Source organism: Allobosea sp. LC85, from assembly GCF_000735605.1.
GTDB lineage: Bacteria > Pseudomonadota > Alphaproteobacteria > Rhizobiales > Beijerinckiaceae > Allobosea.
This window is the reverse complement of sequence record NZ_JPKG01000027.1, coordinates 158,395-172,255: the sequence shown is the minus strand read 5'-3', so window position 1 is coordinate 172,255 and position 13,861 is coordinate 158,395. Positions and strand designations below refer to the sequence as shown.

Annotated in this window: 10 protein-coding genes and 2 pseudogenes; 1 reads left to right on the top strand and 11 read right to left on the bottom strand. The window is 65.3% G+C overall.

Annotated features, from left to right (window positions below; all coding sequences use genetic code 11):
* Window positions 1-43: 43 nt before the first annotated feature.
* A pseudogene (locus tag FG93_RS31810) lies at window positions 44-990 on the top strand (IS630 family transposase).
* A gap of 205 nt (window positions 991-1,195) precedes the next feature.
* Here FG93_RS31810 and gyrB read toward each other — a convergent pair.
* From gyrB to FG93_RS12930, 11 genes and pseudogenes are all read right to left on the bottom strand, one after another.
* Window positions 1,196-3,616, bottom strand: coding sequence for a DNA topoisomerase (ATP-hydrolyzing) subunit B (gene gyrB / locus FG93_RS12975; RefSeq protein WP_043234939.1), 2,421 nt, complete (start codon window positions 3,614-3,616; stop codon window positions 1,196-1,198).
* A 139-nt stretch (window positions 3,617-3,755) separates the two neighbouring features.
* The gene (gene recQ, locus FG93_RS12970; RefSeq protein WP_043235119.1) at window positions 3,756-5,588 is read right to left on the bottom strand and encodes a DNA helicase RecQ; all 1,833 of its coding nucleotides are present in this window, start codon (window positions 5,586-5,588) and stop codon (window positions 3,756-3,758) included.
* A gap of 76 nt (window positions 5,589-5,664) precedes the next feature.
* Window positions 5,665-6,279, bottom strand: a complete 615-nt coding sequence (locus FG93_RS12965) for a LysE family translocator (RefSeq protein ID WP_043234938.1) — start codon at window positions 6,277-6,279, stop codon at window positions 5,665-5,667.
* 98 nt (window positions 6,280-6,377) lie between these two features.
* Window positions 6,378-7,502, bottom strand: coding sequence for a DNA replication/repair protein RecF (gene recF, locus FG93_RS12960; RefSeq protein WP_244448601.1), 1,125 nt, complete (start codon window positions 7,500-7,502; stop codon window positions 6,378-6,380).
* A 14-nt stretch (window positions 7,503-7,516) separates the two neighbouring features.
* A complete protein-coding gene (gene dnaN, locus FG93_RS12955; protein WP_043234935.1) occupies window positions 7,517-8,632 on the bottom strand; it encodes a DNA polymerase III subunit beta in 1,116 nt (371 codons plus the stop codon).
* Window positions 8,633-8,789: 157 nt separating this feature from the next.
* The gene (gene dnaA, locus FG93_RS12950; RefSeq protein ID WP_244448600.1) at window positions 8,790-10,292 is read right to left on the bottom strand and encodes a chromosomal replication initiator protein DnaA; all 1,503 of its coding nucleotides are present in this window, start codon (window positions 10,290-10,292) and stop codon (window positions 8,790-8,792) included.
* A gap of 798 nt (window positions 10,293-11,090) precedes the next feature.
* Window positions 11,091-11,357, bottom strand: coding sequence for a 30S ribosomal protein S20 (gene rpsT, locus FG93_RS12945; protein WP_043234934.1), 267 nt, complete (start codon window positions 11,355-11,357; stop codon window positions 11,091-11,093).
* A gap of 188 nt (window positions 11,358-11,545) precedes the next feature.
* On the bottom strand, window positions 11,546-11,686 hold the full coding sequence (locus FG93_RS33955; RefSeq protein ID WP_348270476.1) for a RidA family protein: 141 nt from the start codon (window positions 11,684-11,686) through the stop codon (window positions 11,546-11,548).
* A gap of 98 nt (window positions 11,687-11,784) precedes the next feature.
* Window positions 11,785-11,934, bottom strand: a pseudogene (locus tag FG93_RS33950) (RidA family protein); the annotation flags it as partial.
* Window positions 11,931-12,929 carry a threo-3-hydroxy-L-aspartate ammonia-lyase gene (locus FG93_RS12935; protein ID WP_043234932.1) on the bottom strand — a complete coding sequence of 333 codons (999 nt, stop codon included), beginning with the start codon at window positions 12,927-12,929 and terminating at the stop codon, window positions 11,931-11,933. The gene FG93_RS12935 and the pseudogene FG93_RS33950, both read right to left, overlap by 4 nt.
* 105 nt (window positions 12,930-13,034) lie before the next feature.
* Entirely contained in the window at window positions 13,035-13,808 is a 774-nt protein-coding gene (locus FG93_RS12930; RefSeq protein ID WP_043234931.1) for an enoyl-CoA hydratase, read from the bottom strand.
* Window positions 13,809-13,861 lie beyond the last annotated feature (53 nt).

Here is a 13,861-nt window from a genome sequence, read left to right as displayed (position 1 = left end):
CCTTGAGGGTGGCTTTGTGATTCACCGTTTCTGGAGGTGGATCATGGGTCGAAGCTATTCGAACGATCTTCGCGAACGGGTTGCCGGGCTGGTCGAGGCGGGGCAGTCCCGTCGGGCTGCGGCGCGGCATTTCGGCGTGAGCGAGAGCTTTGCGGTGAAGCTGCTGCAGCGGGTGACGCGATTGAAGACGGTGCGGCCGGCTCGACAGGGTCGCCCACCCGGCAGTCGGCTCGATGGGCACGGCGCCTTTCTGGTGGCGCAGGTGGAAGCGCAGCCCGACATGACGATGCCGGAACTGGCGGCTCGGCTGGCCGAGGCGACCGGGGTCAAGGCCGCGCCGGCGGTCCTGTCGCGCTTTTTGTGCCGGTTGGGCTTCACATATAAAAAAAGCGCTGATGGCGTCGGAATGCGCTCGCGCCGACATTCATGAGCAGCGTCATCTGTGGATCGAGCGCCGTCAGCCGCGCATGCGCCTCGAACCTCGTCTTCATCGACGAGACCTCGATCAACACCAAGATGGTCAGGCTGCGCGGCCGCAGCCCGTGCGGAGAGAGACTGCGCGCATCTGCTCCTTTCGGGCATTGGCGAACCCAGAGCTTCATCGCAGGCCTGCGCTGTCATGGCCTGACCGCACCATGGATCATCGACAAGGCCATGGATCGGATCGCATTCGATCTCTATGTCGAGACCCAGCTCGCCCCCACACTGGCGAAGGGCGACATCGTCATCCTCGACAATCTCGCCGTCCACAAAAGCGCGCGGGCGGCCCAGTGCCTCGCCGACAGGGGCGCCTGGTTCCTCTTCCTGCCGCCATACAGCCCAGATCTCAACCCGATCGAGATGGCCTTCGCCAAGCTCAAGGCCCATCTGCGAAAGGCCGCAGCAAGAACATTCGACGCACTCTGGCGCGCCGTCGGCAACATCTGCGATCTCGTCACCCCTGCAGAATGCCGAAACCTCTTCAGCCACGCCGGATATGCGTCCAATTAATCGTCCGACGCTCTAAGCCCGAAACCGATCAAGGCGTCCGGAGCGAAATCATCGCGGAAGCGCCTGACCGAGTACGCTCAATCGCACGCACCCCATCCGCCCGATCACAGGGCCGATGGACAGCTTCATTTCGCGAGACTGCCGATACGGTTCCTGTCCGGCAAAATGGGCTGGAACCTGATGATTGGCTCCAGCCGCCGCGCCCTCACGTATCGACGGTCGCGTTCAGTGCATTGCTCTGGATGAAGTCGCGGCGGGGTTCGACGACGTCGCCCATCAGCTTGACGAAGAGATCATCGGCCTCGTCGTTCTGGTCGTTCTTGACCCTGAGCAGCGAGCGCACATCGCGATCGAGCGTCGTCTCCCAGAGCTGCTCCGGGTTCATTTCGCCGAGACCTTTGTAGCGCTGCAGCGAAACGCCCTTCTTGCCGATGGCGCTGACCGCGTCGAAAAGATCGCTCGGGCCATTGACGATATGGTCATCGCCCTTGCGGCTGAGCACGCCCGGCTGGGCATAGGCTTCCTGCAGCGAAACGGCTGCCGCATCGAGCTTGCGTGCCTCGGCGCTCGCGAGCAGGCCGGCATCAAGCACTGCGACCTGCTTCACGCCGCGCACGAGCCGCGAGAAGGTGAAGCCGCCATCCTCGGCCCGGCCTTCCCAGCCGCGCTCGAGATCATCGGAGATCGCATCCAGCCGGCGCGCGACAGAGGCCGCGGCCTCGTTGGCCTGCTCGTCGCTCTCGTTGGTCAGGGGGTGCAGCGCGCCTGCGATCGCCATCTGCTCGACGATGCGCCGGTCATAGCGCGAATGCAGCTGCGACAGCGTATGGCGCACGCCGCGCGCCTCCTCGATCAGACTGCGCAGGTCGGGACCGGCGCGCTCGATGCCGTCCCCTGTTCGGAAAACAGCACCGTCCAACGTCGAGTCAACGAGGTATTCCTCGAGCGCGCGCTCGTCCTTGAGATAGGTCTGCGACTTGCCGCGCGCCGCCTTGTAGAGCGGCGGCTGGGCGATGAAGAGATGCCCGCGCTCGATCACCTCCGGCATCTGCCGGAAGAAGAAGGTCAGCAGCAGGGTGCGGATATGGGCGCCGTCCACGTCCGCGTCGGTCATGATGATGATCTTGTGGTAGCGCAGCTTCTCGATGTTGAATTCCTCGCGGATGCCGGCTCCGAGCGCGATGATCAGCGTGCCGACCTGCTCGGAGGAGAGCATCTTGTCGACGCGCGCGCGTTCGACATTGAGAATCTTGCCGCGCAGCGGGAGCACCGCCTGGTATTCGCGGGCGCGGCCCTGCTTGGCGGAGCCGCCGGCCGAGTCACCCTCGACGATGAAGATTTCTGATTTGGCGGGGTCGCGCTCCTGGCAATCCGCGAGCTTGCCGGGCAGCGAGGCGATGTCGAGCGCGCCCTTGCGCCGGGTCAGATCGCGTGCCTTGCGGGCGGCCTCGCGCGCCGCGGCAGCTTCCGCCACCTTGCCGACGATCGTCTTGGCTTCGTTCGGGTGCTCCTCGAGCCAGGTCGAAAGTGCCTGGTTGACGATGTTCTCGACGACGGGACGCACCTCGGACGAAACCAGCTTGTCCTTGGTCTGCGAGGAGAATTTCGGGTCCGGCACCTTCACCGAAACGATCGCCGTCAGACCTTCGCGGCAGTCGTCGCCGGTGAGCGAGACCTTTTCCTTCTTCATCATGCCGGAGTTCTCGGCATAGCCGGTGATCTGGCGGGTCAGCGCGGCACGAAAGCCGGCTAAGTGAGTGCCGCCGTCCCGCTGCGGGATGTTGTTGGTGAAGCACAGGACGTTCTCGTGGTAGCTGTCATTCCACCACAGCGCGACATCGACAGTGATGCCGTCCTTCTCGGCGCCGAGCACCACCGGCTTGTCGACGACAGGGGTCTTGGCGCGGTCGAGATAGCGCACGAAGGCCTCGACGCCGCCCTCATACATCAGCTCTTCACGAACGACCTCGGCATGGCGCGCGTCGGTGAGGACGATGCGGACGCCTGAATTCAGGAAGGCGAGTTCGCGCAGGCGATGCTCGAGCGTCTTGTAGTCGAACTCGACCATCGTGAAAGTCTGGGTCGAGGGCAGGAAGGTGACTTCGGTGCCGCGCTTGTCGCCGGCCGGGCCGACAATGGCGAGCGGCGCGACCGCGTCGCCATGGTGGAACTCCATGAAATGCTCATTGCCGCCGCGCCAGATGCGCAGCTTGAGCGAGACCGAGAGTGCGTTGACGACGGAGACGCCGACGCCGTGCAGGCCGCCCGAAACCTTGTAGGAATTCTGGTCGAACTTTCCGCCGGCATGGAGCTGGGTCATGATGACCTCGGCGGCGGAAATGCCCTCCTCGCTGTGGATATCGGTCGGGATGCCGCGACCATTATCGGTGACCGTGACCGAACCGTCGGCGTTCAGCGTGACAGTGACGAGGTCGGCATGCCCAGCCAGTGACTCGTCGATGGCGTTGTCGACCACCTCGTAAACCATGTGGTGCAGGCCCGAGCCGTCATCGGTGTCGCCGATATACATGCCGGGGCGCTTGCGCACCGCATCCAGGCCTTTGAGAACCTTGATGGAATCGGCGCCATAGGCAGCGTCTTCAAGGTCGCGGGCAGCATCACTCATGTCGGGGTCCTTCAGCGGGCGAGGCTATGCCCGCGATCGTCTTGATTCGTATCATGAATATAGGCGGGAACGGTGGCTTTTTCACGCGCGTACGCGTACGTGCGCGCAGGCGCCCACGCGCCATGACGGAACTGCCCCATTACCCCCGAAAGCCCGCGATGGCATCGGCGAAGACCTCGCCATACTGGGCGAGCTTGCGCTCGCCGACGCCCTCGATCCCGCGCATCTGATCCAGCCCGAGCGGCCGCTCGCGTGCCATGGCAATCAGCGTGCGATCGGTGAAGATGATATAGGCCGCAACGCCTTCCTCGCGGGCGATGGTCAGCCGAAGCTGGCGCAAATGCTCGAACAGGGCGGCGGTGCCTTCATCGAGGCCATCGGCCCGCGCGCCACGCTCGGCAGCTCGACCGCGCCGCACTGGAAGGGCATCGGCCCTGAGCGCGATCGGTTCGCGCCCGAACAGGATGTCTTCGCCCTTCTCGGTCAGGCAGAACCCGCCATGCTCGACGCTGGCTTCCGCGAGCGCGCCGGCGGCGAAAAGCTTACGGGTCAGGGCCGCCCAGGCGGCCTTGGGCTTGTCGTTGCCGACGCCGAAGGTCTTCAGCCCGTCATGGTTCTGGCGGCGGACCGCCTCGCTCATCGTTCCGGTCAGGATATCGGCGAGATGTCCGGCGCCGAAGCGCTGTCCGGAGCGCGCCACCGCCGAGAGCAGCTTTCGGGCATCAAGCGTGGCATCCTGGAGCGTCGCCTCTCCCCCGCAGAGATCGCAGCGGAACTGTGCCTCCCGATGCCGGCAAGGCGGCGTTTCCTCACCGAAATAGGCGAGCAGGGAGGAGCGCCGGCAGAGCGCCGATTCGCACAGGTCGATCATCGCGCCGAGGCGCTTATGCTCGATGCGCCGGCGCTCGTCGTCGATCGCCTTCTCCTCGATCTGGCGGCGGCGCAGCGCCATGTCCTCAACACCATAGAGGGTGAGCGTATCAGCCGGCAGTCCGTCACGGCCGGCGCGGCCGATCTCCTGATAATAGCCCTCGATCGAGCCAGGCATGTCGGCATGGACGACGAAGCGGACATCGGGCTTGTTGATGCCCATGCCGAAGGCGATGGTGGCGCAGATCACCACACCATCTTCCTGCAAGAAGAGGTCCTGGTTGCGGTTGCGCTCCTGCTGCTCCATGCCGGCATGATAGGCAAAAGCCTTGTAGCCCTGCTCGCGCAGGCCTTCGGCGAGGCGCTCGGTACGGCCGCGCGACGAACAATAGACGATGCCGCTGCCACCACGATGCCGCTTCAGGAAATCGGCGATCTGGCGCCGCGGCTGGTCCTTCGGTGCGAAGGCGAGCTTCAGATTCGGCCGGTCGAACGAATGGATGACCGTGACAGGCGGCTTCGGGAACAGCTGCTGGGCGATGTCATCGCGCGTCTGCCGATCTGCAGTGGCCGTCAGCGCGGTGACCGGGACGCCGCCGAGCGCTTCGCGAGCCTTGGCGAGCAAGCGGTATTCCGGTCGAAAATCATGGCCCCATTGCGAGACGCAATGGGCCTCGTCGATGGCAAGCCGGGCAACGCCGAGCCTGCGCAGCCGCGCGACGAGTCCCTCCCCCGCCAATCGCTCCGGCGAGACGAAGAGCAGCCGCAAGTCGCCGGCGTTGAGCTTTGTCCAGGCATCCGTCGCTTCGCTCTCGCTGTTCATCGAGTTGAGCGAAGCGGCCGCGACGCCGGCCCGCGTCAACTGCCCGACCTGATCGCGCATCAGCGCGATCAGCGGCGAGACCACCAGCGTCAACCCGCCAGTGACCAGCGCGGGCAGCTGGTAGCACATCGACTTGCCGGAGCCGGTCGGCATCACCGCGAAAACGTCGTTTCCCGCGAGCGCGGCCGCGATGACCTCCCATTGTCCGGGACGGAAATCGTCATAGCCGAAGACGGATTTCAGCGTCGCGCGCGCCTGTGATTCGCGAGAATGCGGCATGCCGAAGGGTTTGCCCGAGGCCGGCGGCAATGGCCAGCCCCAAGCTGCGACCTTTCTGACCCGTTGGAACGGCCTTTCAGCCCCGCGCAGCGATGGCAGCCGCCGCACCGGCCATGACGCCGCCGGTCAGGCGATTGATCCGACGCATCGCCGTCGGGCTCGCCACCAGCCGCCGAGCCCGATCGGCGGCATAGGCATAGGCGAGCATCGTCGAGCCGATGATCAGGCTCAGCAGCAACGCAACCTCGACGAAGGCGAGCATCGTCATCCGGCCAAGATCGACGACGAGAGGCAGGATCGACAGGAAGAAAACCATGACCTTGGGGTTGCCGAGCGTCAGCGCAATGCCCCCCAGAAACAGGCGCAAGCCCTCCCCGCGAGCGCTTGGCGGCTGACGCGGCGCCTCGGCCGGGGCGGTCCAGAGCTTCCAGGCGAGATAGAGCAAATAGGCGCAACCGGCATATTTGATCGCGACGAAGAGCCCATGGAAGCTCTGCATCAGCACGGCAAGGCCAAACGCCGTGCAGGAGAACCAGATCAGATCGCCTGCAACGATTCCCGCCGCAAAGGGAAGCGAGCGGCGAAAGCCGGTGCCGAGCGAACGCGCAACCAGGGCAGCGACGGCAGGACCGGGCGAAGCGACCGCCAGAAAATAGACGCCGGCAAAAACCAGAAGACCTGTGAGTTCCATGGGAGCAGCCTCTTCGGAGCAGCGGCAACCCTAGCAGAATGCACCCCAGGCGTCTCATTGCGACGCGTGATCTGACCAATCAGCCCGGCTGGTGCGCCTCAGCCGATGGCTTCAACCTGCCCGGACGTCACCGTGAAACACTGCGCCCCCGCCGGCAGGTCGGTGAAGAGCGCCGGGTCGGCCCCCGTCATCCAGACCTGCGAGCCCAGCTCGGCAAGTTCGGCATAGAGCGCAGCGCGGCGGCGCGGGTCGAGATGAGCGGCGACTTCGTCGAGCAAGACCAGCGGTGGGAGCCCGCTCATGCTCCGGACCAGCCTCGCATGGGCAAGGACGAGGCCGATCAGCAGAGCTTTCTGCTCGCCGGTCGAACCCTGCTCGGCCGGAATATCCTTGGCGGCATGGCGCACGAGGAGGTCCGAAGCTTGCGGGCCGACGAGGGTGCGCCCAGCCGCGCGATCGCGTTGGCGGCCCTGCCTCAGGATGTCGCGATAGCGATCCTCGGCATCGAGGGCAGGGAGGCCCGCCACAAGCCGGTCGAGTTCGCCTTCAAGGCCGAGCGCGGCACGGGGAAAGGGAGATGCTTCGTCGGCAGTGGCCGCGATGATTGTCGCCAGGCGGCCGACCGTCTCGGCCCTCGCCGCCGCAACGGCCACGCCGAGTTCGGCTATTTCCCGCTCGATCGCATCGAGCCAGGACACCTCATGCGGGGTCTCCTCGAGGATCCGGTTGCGCGAGCGCAGGGCGCGTTCGAGCGCGTTCGAGCGCGTCGCATGGCCAGGATCGACCGCAAGCACGAGCCGGTCGAGGAAGCGGCGGCGGTCGCCGGCTGCGCCGCGGAACAACCCGTCGAGATCCGGCGTCAGCCAGACCACGCGGAGATAGTCGCTGAAAGCCAGCGCCGAACCGACCTGAACCCCGTCGATACGGGCAAGCCTTGCACGCCGCCCGTCGCTTTCGCTGCCGAGCCCGATGCCGAGGCGCGGCCCATCGTCCGCAAGCGCAATCGATACGGCGAAGGAGCCCGGTCCGGCCTGGCGCGCCATCTCGGAGAGATCCGCGCGGCGCAAGCCCCGGCCCGGCGCGAACAGAGACAAGGCTTCGAGCAGATTGGTCTTGCCGGCGCCGTTCTCGCCGACAAGCGCAACGATTTGGCCCCCGATCGCGAGATCGAGGGCCTCATAGGAGCGGAAATCCTGAAGGATCAGGCGCGCGACCGTGGTCAAGATGCGAGCGCAGCCTAAACCCGCATCGGCATCAGCACGTAGAGCGCGGACGCGCCCTCGCGATCCTGGATCACGGTCGGCGAGCCGGGATCGGCAAGCTTGAGGAGCGCCGTGTCGCCATCGAGCTGCGCGGCGATATCCATCAGGTAGCGGGCGTTGAAGCCGATATCGAGCGGGCTCGCGTCATAGTCGACCTCGACCTCTTCGGTTGCCGACCCGGAATCGGGATTGGTGACCGACAGGGTCAGGCGGCCATCGGCGATGGACAGCTTCACCGCACGGCCGCGCTCGGAGGAGATTGTCGAGACACGATCGACCGAGGCGGCGAAATCGCCCTTGTCGACTGTCAGCCGCTTGTCATTTCCGCTTGGAATCACCCGCTGATAATCCGGGAAAGTGCCATCGATCAGCTTGGAGGTCAGCACCACGGCCTGCGTCGCGACACGGATCTTGGTGGCGGAGAGCTCGACCGAAACCTCGGTGTCGCCATCCTCCAGCAGCTTCTGGATCTCCGCCACGGCCTTGCGCGGCACGATCACGCCCGGCATGCCGGCGGCCCCGCTCGGGGCCGCGGTATCGACGCGGGCGAGCCGGTGTCCGTCAGTCGCGACGGCGCGCAGCAGGCTGCGGCCTTCGACATCAATGGTGTGGAGATAGATGCCGTTCAGATAATAGCGCGTCTCCTCGGTGGAGATCGCGAACTGGGTCTTGTCGATCAGGCGCTTGAGCTCGCCAGCCGCGAGCGTGAAGCGATGCGCCATCTCGCCCGCGGTAATGTCGGGGAAATCGCCCTCGGGCAGGGTCTGCAGCATGAAACGCGAGCGGCCGGAGCGGAGCGTCAACCCCGCTTCGCCAGTCGTCTCGAGCGAGACCTGGGCGCCGTCGGGCAGCTTGCGCACGATATCGTAGAGCGTATGCGCGGGCACGGTCGTCGCACCCGGCTCCGGGACATCGGCAGGGACGGTCTCGACCACCTCGATGTCGAGATCGGTCGCCTTCAGCTTAAGGCCGGCACCGTCCGCGCTCAGCAAAAGGTTCGACAGGATCGGGATCGTGTTGCGGCGTTCCACCACGCGGTGGACATGACCCAGCGACTTCAACAGCGTAGAACGTTCGACCGTGACCTTCATCGTCTGTCTTCTGGCGTGCTAGCGCCCGAGCAGCGACTGCGCGGGCGACGGAATGGCCCGCGACATTGCAGGACGCGCGCCGGTGGCGCAAGGGCGCTCTCACAACCGGCCACAGCCAAAGCCGCGCTCGCCTCCGGGGCACAGCGCGGCAGGCAGCTCACTCCTGCAGCATCCGCTTCAGGAGATCGACCTCGTCATGCAGCAGGCGATCTTCCGCGATCGCCTTTTCGATCTTGCGCACAGCATGCAGCACTGTGGTGTGATCGCGACCACCGAAGCGGCGGCCGATCTCCGGCAGCGAGCGCGGAGTCAGCGCCTTGGACAGATACATCGCGATCTGGCGCGGCTTCACCACTGCCGCGGTGCGGCGCTCGGAGAGAATGTCGGCCCGGCTGACATTGTAGCGGGTGGCGACCAGTTTCTGGATGTCCTCGATCTTGACGCGGCGCGGCTCGCGGGTCCGGACCAGGTCGCGGATCGCAGCCTCCGCCGTTTCCAGCGTCACCGCATTGCCGGACAGGGTGGCGTGGGCCAGCAGCCGATTGGCGGCGCCGTCAAGATCGCGGCCATTGGTGGTGATGACGCGAGCGACATAGGCGATCACGTCGGAATTGACGTGGAAACTCGAATGCGCCGCCTGCAGCGACTCCAGCCGACTTCCGAGAATCTTCACGCGCAGCGCCTCGTCCAGCTCGCCGACCTCGACGACAAGGCCGCCGGCCAGCCGCGAGCGGATGCGCTCGTCGAGCGCTTCGAGATCATTGGCGAGCCGGTCGGCCGCGACCACGATCTGCTTGCCGGCATCGATCAAGGCGTTGATCGTGTGGCCGAACTCCTGCTGGATCGAGCGCCCCTGGATGAACTGCACGTCGTCGACGATCAGCAGGTCGATGCCGCGCAGCTTTTCCTTGAAGGCGAGCGCCGTCTGCGACTTCAGCGCCGCCACGAAACCGTACATGAAGCGATCGGCCGTGAAATAGGCCACGCGCTTGCCATGATTGCGCGCATCCTGAGCAATCGCCTGCAGGAGATGCGTCTTGCCAAGCCCGACCCCGGCATGAAGGTAAAGCGGATTATAGGGGGTCGTTCCGGCCGGGGCCGCGGCAATTCGCTCGGCTGCGGCAAAGGCGAGTTGGTTCGACTTGCCGACGATGAAGCTTTGGAAGTTCAGACGCCGGTCGAGCATCGTGCCGCAGGCGTCAACGAGTTCCTGCTCGCAGGGCAGCGCCCCGGTCTCCGCCGAGCGAGCGGCAGTGACGGGGACAGGCGCTGCCGCACGCGGAGCAGCCATGGCGGCCTCGCGGACCGCGGCCGGAATGGAATCCCGGGCAGCCTGGCGCACCGAGAGCAGGATGCCATTGGCAGCAGGCAACTCGGCCAGGCAATGCGCCCGCAGGCGCTCGGCATAATGCGCCTCCAGCCAGCTCTTCAGGAAACGGGTCGGCACGGTGAGATACGCCACGCCATCGACGAGGCCGCCGATCTCGACACGCGCGAACCAGCTGGAGAAAACATCCTCGCCCAGTTCGGCACGCAGGCGGCGGCGCACACGGTCCCAGGCTTCGGCCAGGGAAAGCGCTGCCCCCTCACCCTGGATGCTCGCAGTCGTGGTCGCGATCACAGACGCCGGCACAGCCTTTGCCTCGGTAATCTCGTCCATGCCTTGCCGCTCGAACATTTCGTGCCCCATTTCAATATCAAGAGATGCGCCGTCGGCGGCGGCTCTTGGTGGACCGCCTGCCGGTGCTGTTGTTTGGGCAAAGAGAATGACGCCCACTCGACGGCATGCGCCGGCGGGTGACAGCTCTCGGTCCATTTTTGATTACGCTTAGAAGGCTCGCCAAAGGACGGAGCCGCTACTTCATCTCAACTCAAACAGACAAAGAGCCGCATCCTCTCCCCTCTGGGGCGTGAGCCAAAAACGCCGTTGATCTTTGGAAACCCCCGGAGGTCATTGCTGTCCGCCCGGCGATGAAAGGACCTTACAAGGGCGCCTCGAACGGGGGCAATATCCCCCTCAGCCGGCTTCGGAGACTCGAGCCCCTTCAGGACAGCCCTGACCTATAGGCAAGGCAGGCCCAATAGGTTGGGGAACTTAACGTTTTTTTTACGGCGGAGGCTGCGCGCGGAGCGCGAATCTTTTTTTCAGGAAGCGGCGAAGAGGCCTGCAGAAGCTCCGGCGATTCCCGACGGCAGATTCCTTTGCCCGCTAAGCTCATGAAAAATATGGGATTTATTTGCGCGGTCAAAAGGCGAAAAAGGACCCTTTTTGCGCCCTGAAACCACAACCGAAGTCAAGTCCATAACGCTGCGGAAAGAGTACGGAATCGGCCTGGCCGATGAAATTTTTCTCGTCTGCGGCAAGTAAGTTCACCTAGCGGACGGTTAACACAGCAAACAAAAAAGCCCGGCCTGACGGCCGGGCTTTTCAGTCAGAAACTGCTCTGCAGAACGCCGCTCAGGAAGCGAGGGCGCCGATCCGATGCGCCAGGCGCGAGACCCTGCGTGAAGCGGTGTTCTTATGAACGACGCCCTTCTGAGCGGCGCGCATGATTTCCGGCTGAGCGGCCTTGAGCGCCTCGGCTGCGGCGCCCTTGTCGCCCGAGGCGATTGCCTCCTCGACCTTGCGCAGGAAGGTGCGCATCCGGCTGCGGCGAGCCTTGTTCACCTCGGTGCGCCGCGCGATCTTGCGCGTGGCCTTCTTGGCCGACGTCGTATTGGCCATCGATCGTCCTCGTCTTCATTGCGACCGAACACCCGGCGGATTTGCCTGGCGGGTTCGGGCCGCTACCTTGATTGAAATGCATGTGCGGCGGCGGTTGCTTGCGCTAGCCGTCGCGAGACGCTGGCCTATAGTATCTTGAGCGGGCCGCGTCAACGCCGGAATGGCTGTATCACGCCACGAGTGCGAGATCAGCCCTTTCGAACCGCCACAGCCTCGATCTCGATCAGATAGCCATGATGCAGCTCGGGCACCGGCACGACCGAGCGCGCGGGGCGGTGATCACCGAAGGCCTCAGCGTAGATCCGGTTGAATTCGGGCCAGTTGCCCACCCCGACCAGATAGGCCGTGACCTTGACGACATCGGCCGCGCACAGCCGGCCGCCGTGAGGATCGCGAGCAGGTTCGCCAGCGCCTGACGCGCCTGGACGGCGAAGGGCTCGGCCGAGGTGTGACTGCCGTCAGGGCGGGGAGCGAGCTGGCCGGAGACGAAGACGAGGTCCTTATAGGCCACGGCATGCGCATAATGCCCCGCCGGAGCCGGCACCTCCGGCGACGTGACGGTCTCGATGCCGCTCATGCCGACGCTCCGACGAAACGCGCGAAGGCAGCGAGATCGACATTGCCGCCGCTGATGATGACGCCGACACGCTTGCCCGCGACCGGAACCGCCCCGGTGAAGGCAGCGGCAGCCGCAAGGCAGCCGGTCGGCTCGACCACGAGCTTCATGCGCTCGGCGAAGAAGCGCATCGTCTCGATCAGCGCCGCATCGGACACCGTGACGATATCCTCGACCAGGCTCTGGATGAGCGGGAAGGTGTAATGGCCGAGGAAGGCGGTCTGGGCGCCATCGGCAATGGTCTTGGGCACGTCGATCTTGACGATCTTGCCGCTGCGCAGGGATTGCTGGCCGTCATTGCCGGCCTCGGGCTCGACGCCGAAGACGCGGATGCCGGGGTTGAGCGCCTTGGCCGCCAGAGCGCCGCCGGAAATCAAACCGCCGCCGCCGAGGGGGACCAGCAGGATATCGAGCGGCCCGGCCTCCTCGATCAGCTCCTTGGTTGCGGTGCCCTGGCCGGCTATGACATCGGGGTGATCATAGGGCGGGATCAGGGCGAGGCCGCGCATTTCGGCCAGCTCGCGGCCGAGCGCGTCGCGATCCTGGCTGTAGCGGTCGAAGAGCACGACCTCGGCACCATAGCCACGGGTCGCCGCAACCTTTGCGGCAGGCGCATCCTGCGGCATCAGGATGACGGTCGGCACGCCGAGCAACTTGCCCGACAGAGCAATCGCCTGAGCGTGATTGCCCGAGGAGAAGGTGACAACCCCGGCGCGCTTCTGTTCGGCGCTCAGCGCTGAAATCGCGTTGAAAGCGCCACGGAACTTGAATGCGCCCATGCGCTGCAGGTTCTCGGCCTTGAAGACCAGCGAGGCCTCCGTACGGGCATTGGCGGTTCGCGAGGTCAACGCCGGCGTCCGGTGCGCGATGCCCTGGAGACGGCCCGCCGCCGTCACGACATCCTCATAGGTCGGCAGGACGAGCCCGCCCGTGGCGGAAGGAGCGGCAGCGGTCATCTGGTATCCCTAGCTTCGAAGAGAACCCGCATCGTGTCAGCAAGCGGGGCTGAGCCGCAAATCAAAGATCGTCGGCCCCGGCATTCGCCCCGCTCATGGCTGCGCTCAGCGGTTCTTGAAATCCGGCGGCCGCTTCTCGGAGAAGGCGGCCATTCCTTCCTTCTGATCCTGCGTCGCGAAGAGCGAGGAGAACACCCGGCGCTCGAAGCGCAACCCCTCGCTGAGGGTGACCTCGAAAGCTCTGTTGACGGATTCCTTGACCATCATCACGGAGGGCAGCGATTTCGCCGCGATCGCCTCGGCCGCCTTCAGCGCTTCCTTCATCAGGTCGGCCAGCGGAACGATGCGGGCGACGAGGCCGGAGCGCTCGGCCTCGTTCACGTCCATCATCCGGCCGGTGAGGCAGAGATCCATGGCCTTGGCCTTGCCGATCGCCTTGGTCAGGCGCTGCGTGCCTCCGGCGCCGGGTATGACACCAAGATTGATCTCGGGCTGGCCGAAGCGGGCGTTGTCCGCGGCGATGATGAAATCGCACATCATGGCAAGTTCGCAGCCGCCGCCGAGCGCGAAGCCCGCGACTGCGGCGATGATCGGCTTGCGGCGCTGGCCAATGCGATCCCAAGGCTCGAACTTGTCGTCGAGATAGGTCTCGGGGAAGGTGCGGGACTGCATCTCCTTGATGTCGGCGCCGGCGGCGAAGGCCTTCTCCGAACCGGTGATGATGATGCAGCCGATGCCGGCATCCTTCTCGAAACCATCGATCGCGGTGTTGACCTCGCCGATTAGTTGGCCGTTGAGCGCATTCAGCGCCTGCGGGCGGTTCAGCGTGATGACGCCCACCTTGCCCTTCACCTCGACGAGAATGGTCTCATAAGCCATGGCGGCCTCCCGGATGATGCTTCGCCTGCAGCATTAGCGGCGGGCGCGGGCGC

What these genes read in the sequence shown, in the direction of transcription:
- dnaA (WP_244448600.1), bottom strand. Translation starts at nt 10,292, where the DNA reads ATGGACGAGATTACCGAGGCAAAGGCTGTGCCGGCGTCTGTGATCGCG.
- rpsT (WP_043234934.1), bottom strand. Translation starts at nt 11,357, where the DNA reads ATGGCCAATACGACGTCGGCCAAGAAGGCCACGCGCAAGATCGCGCGG.
- FG93_RS12935 (WP_043234932.1), bottom strand. Translation starts at nt 12,929, where the DNA reads ATGACCGCTGCCGCTCCTTCCGCCACGGGCGGGCTCGTCCTGCCGACC.
- gyrB (WP_043234939.1), bottom strand. Translation starts at nt 3,616, where the DNA reads ATGAGTGATGCTGCCCGCGACCTTGAAGACGCTGCCTATGGCGCCGAT.
- FG93_RS12930 (WP_043234931.1), bottom strand. Translation starts at nt 13,808, where the DNA reads ATGGCTTATGAGACCATTCTCGTCGAGGTGAAGGGCAAGGTGGGCGTC.
- dnaN (WP_043234935.1), bottom strand. Translation starts at nt 8,632, where the DNA reads ATGAAGGTCACGGTCGAACGTTCTACGCTGTTGAAGTCGCTGGGTCAT.
- FG93_RS12965 (WP_043234938.1), bottom strand. Translation starts at nt 6,279, where the DNA reads ATGGAACTCACAGGTCTTCTGGTTTTTGCCGGCGTCTATTTTCTGGCG.
- recQ (WP_043235119.1), bottom strand. Translation starts at nt 5,588, where the DNA reads ATGCCGCATTCTCGCGAATCACAGGCGCGCGCGACGCTGAAATCCGTC.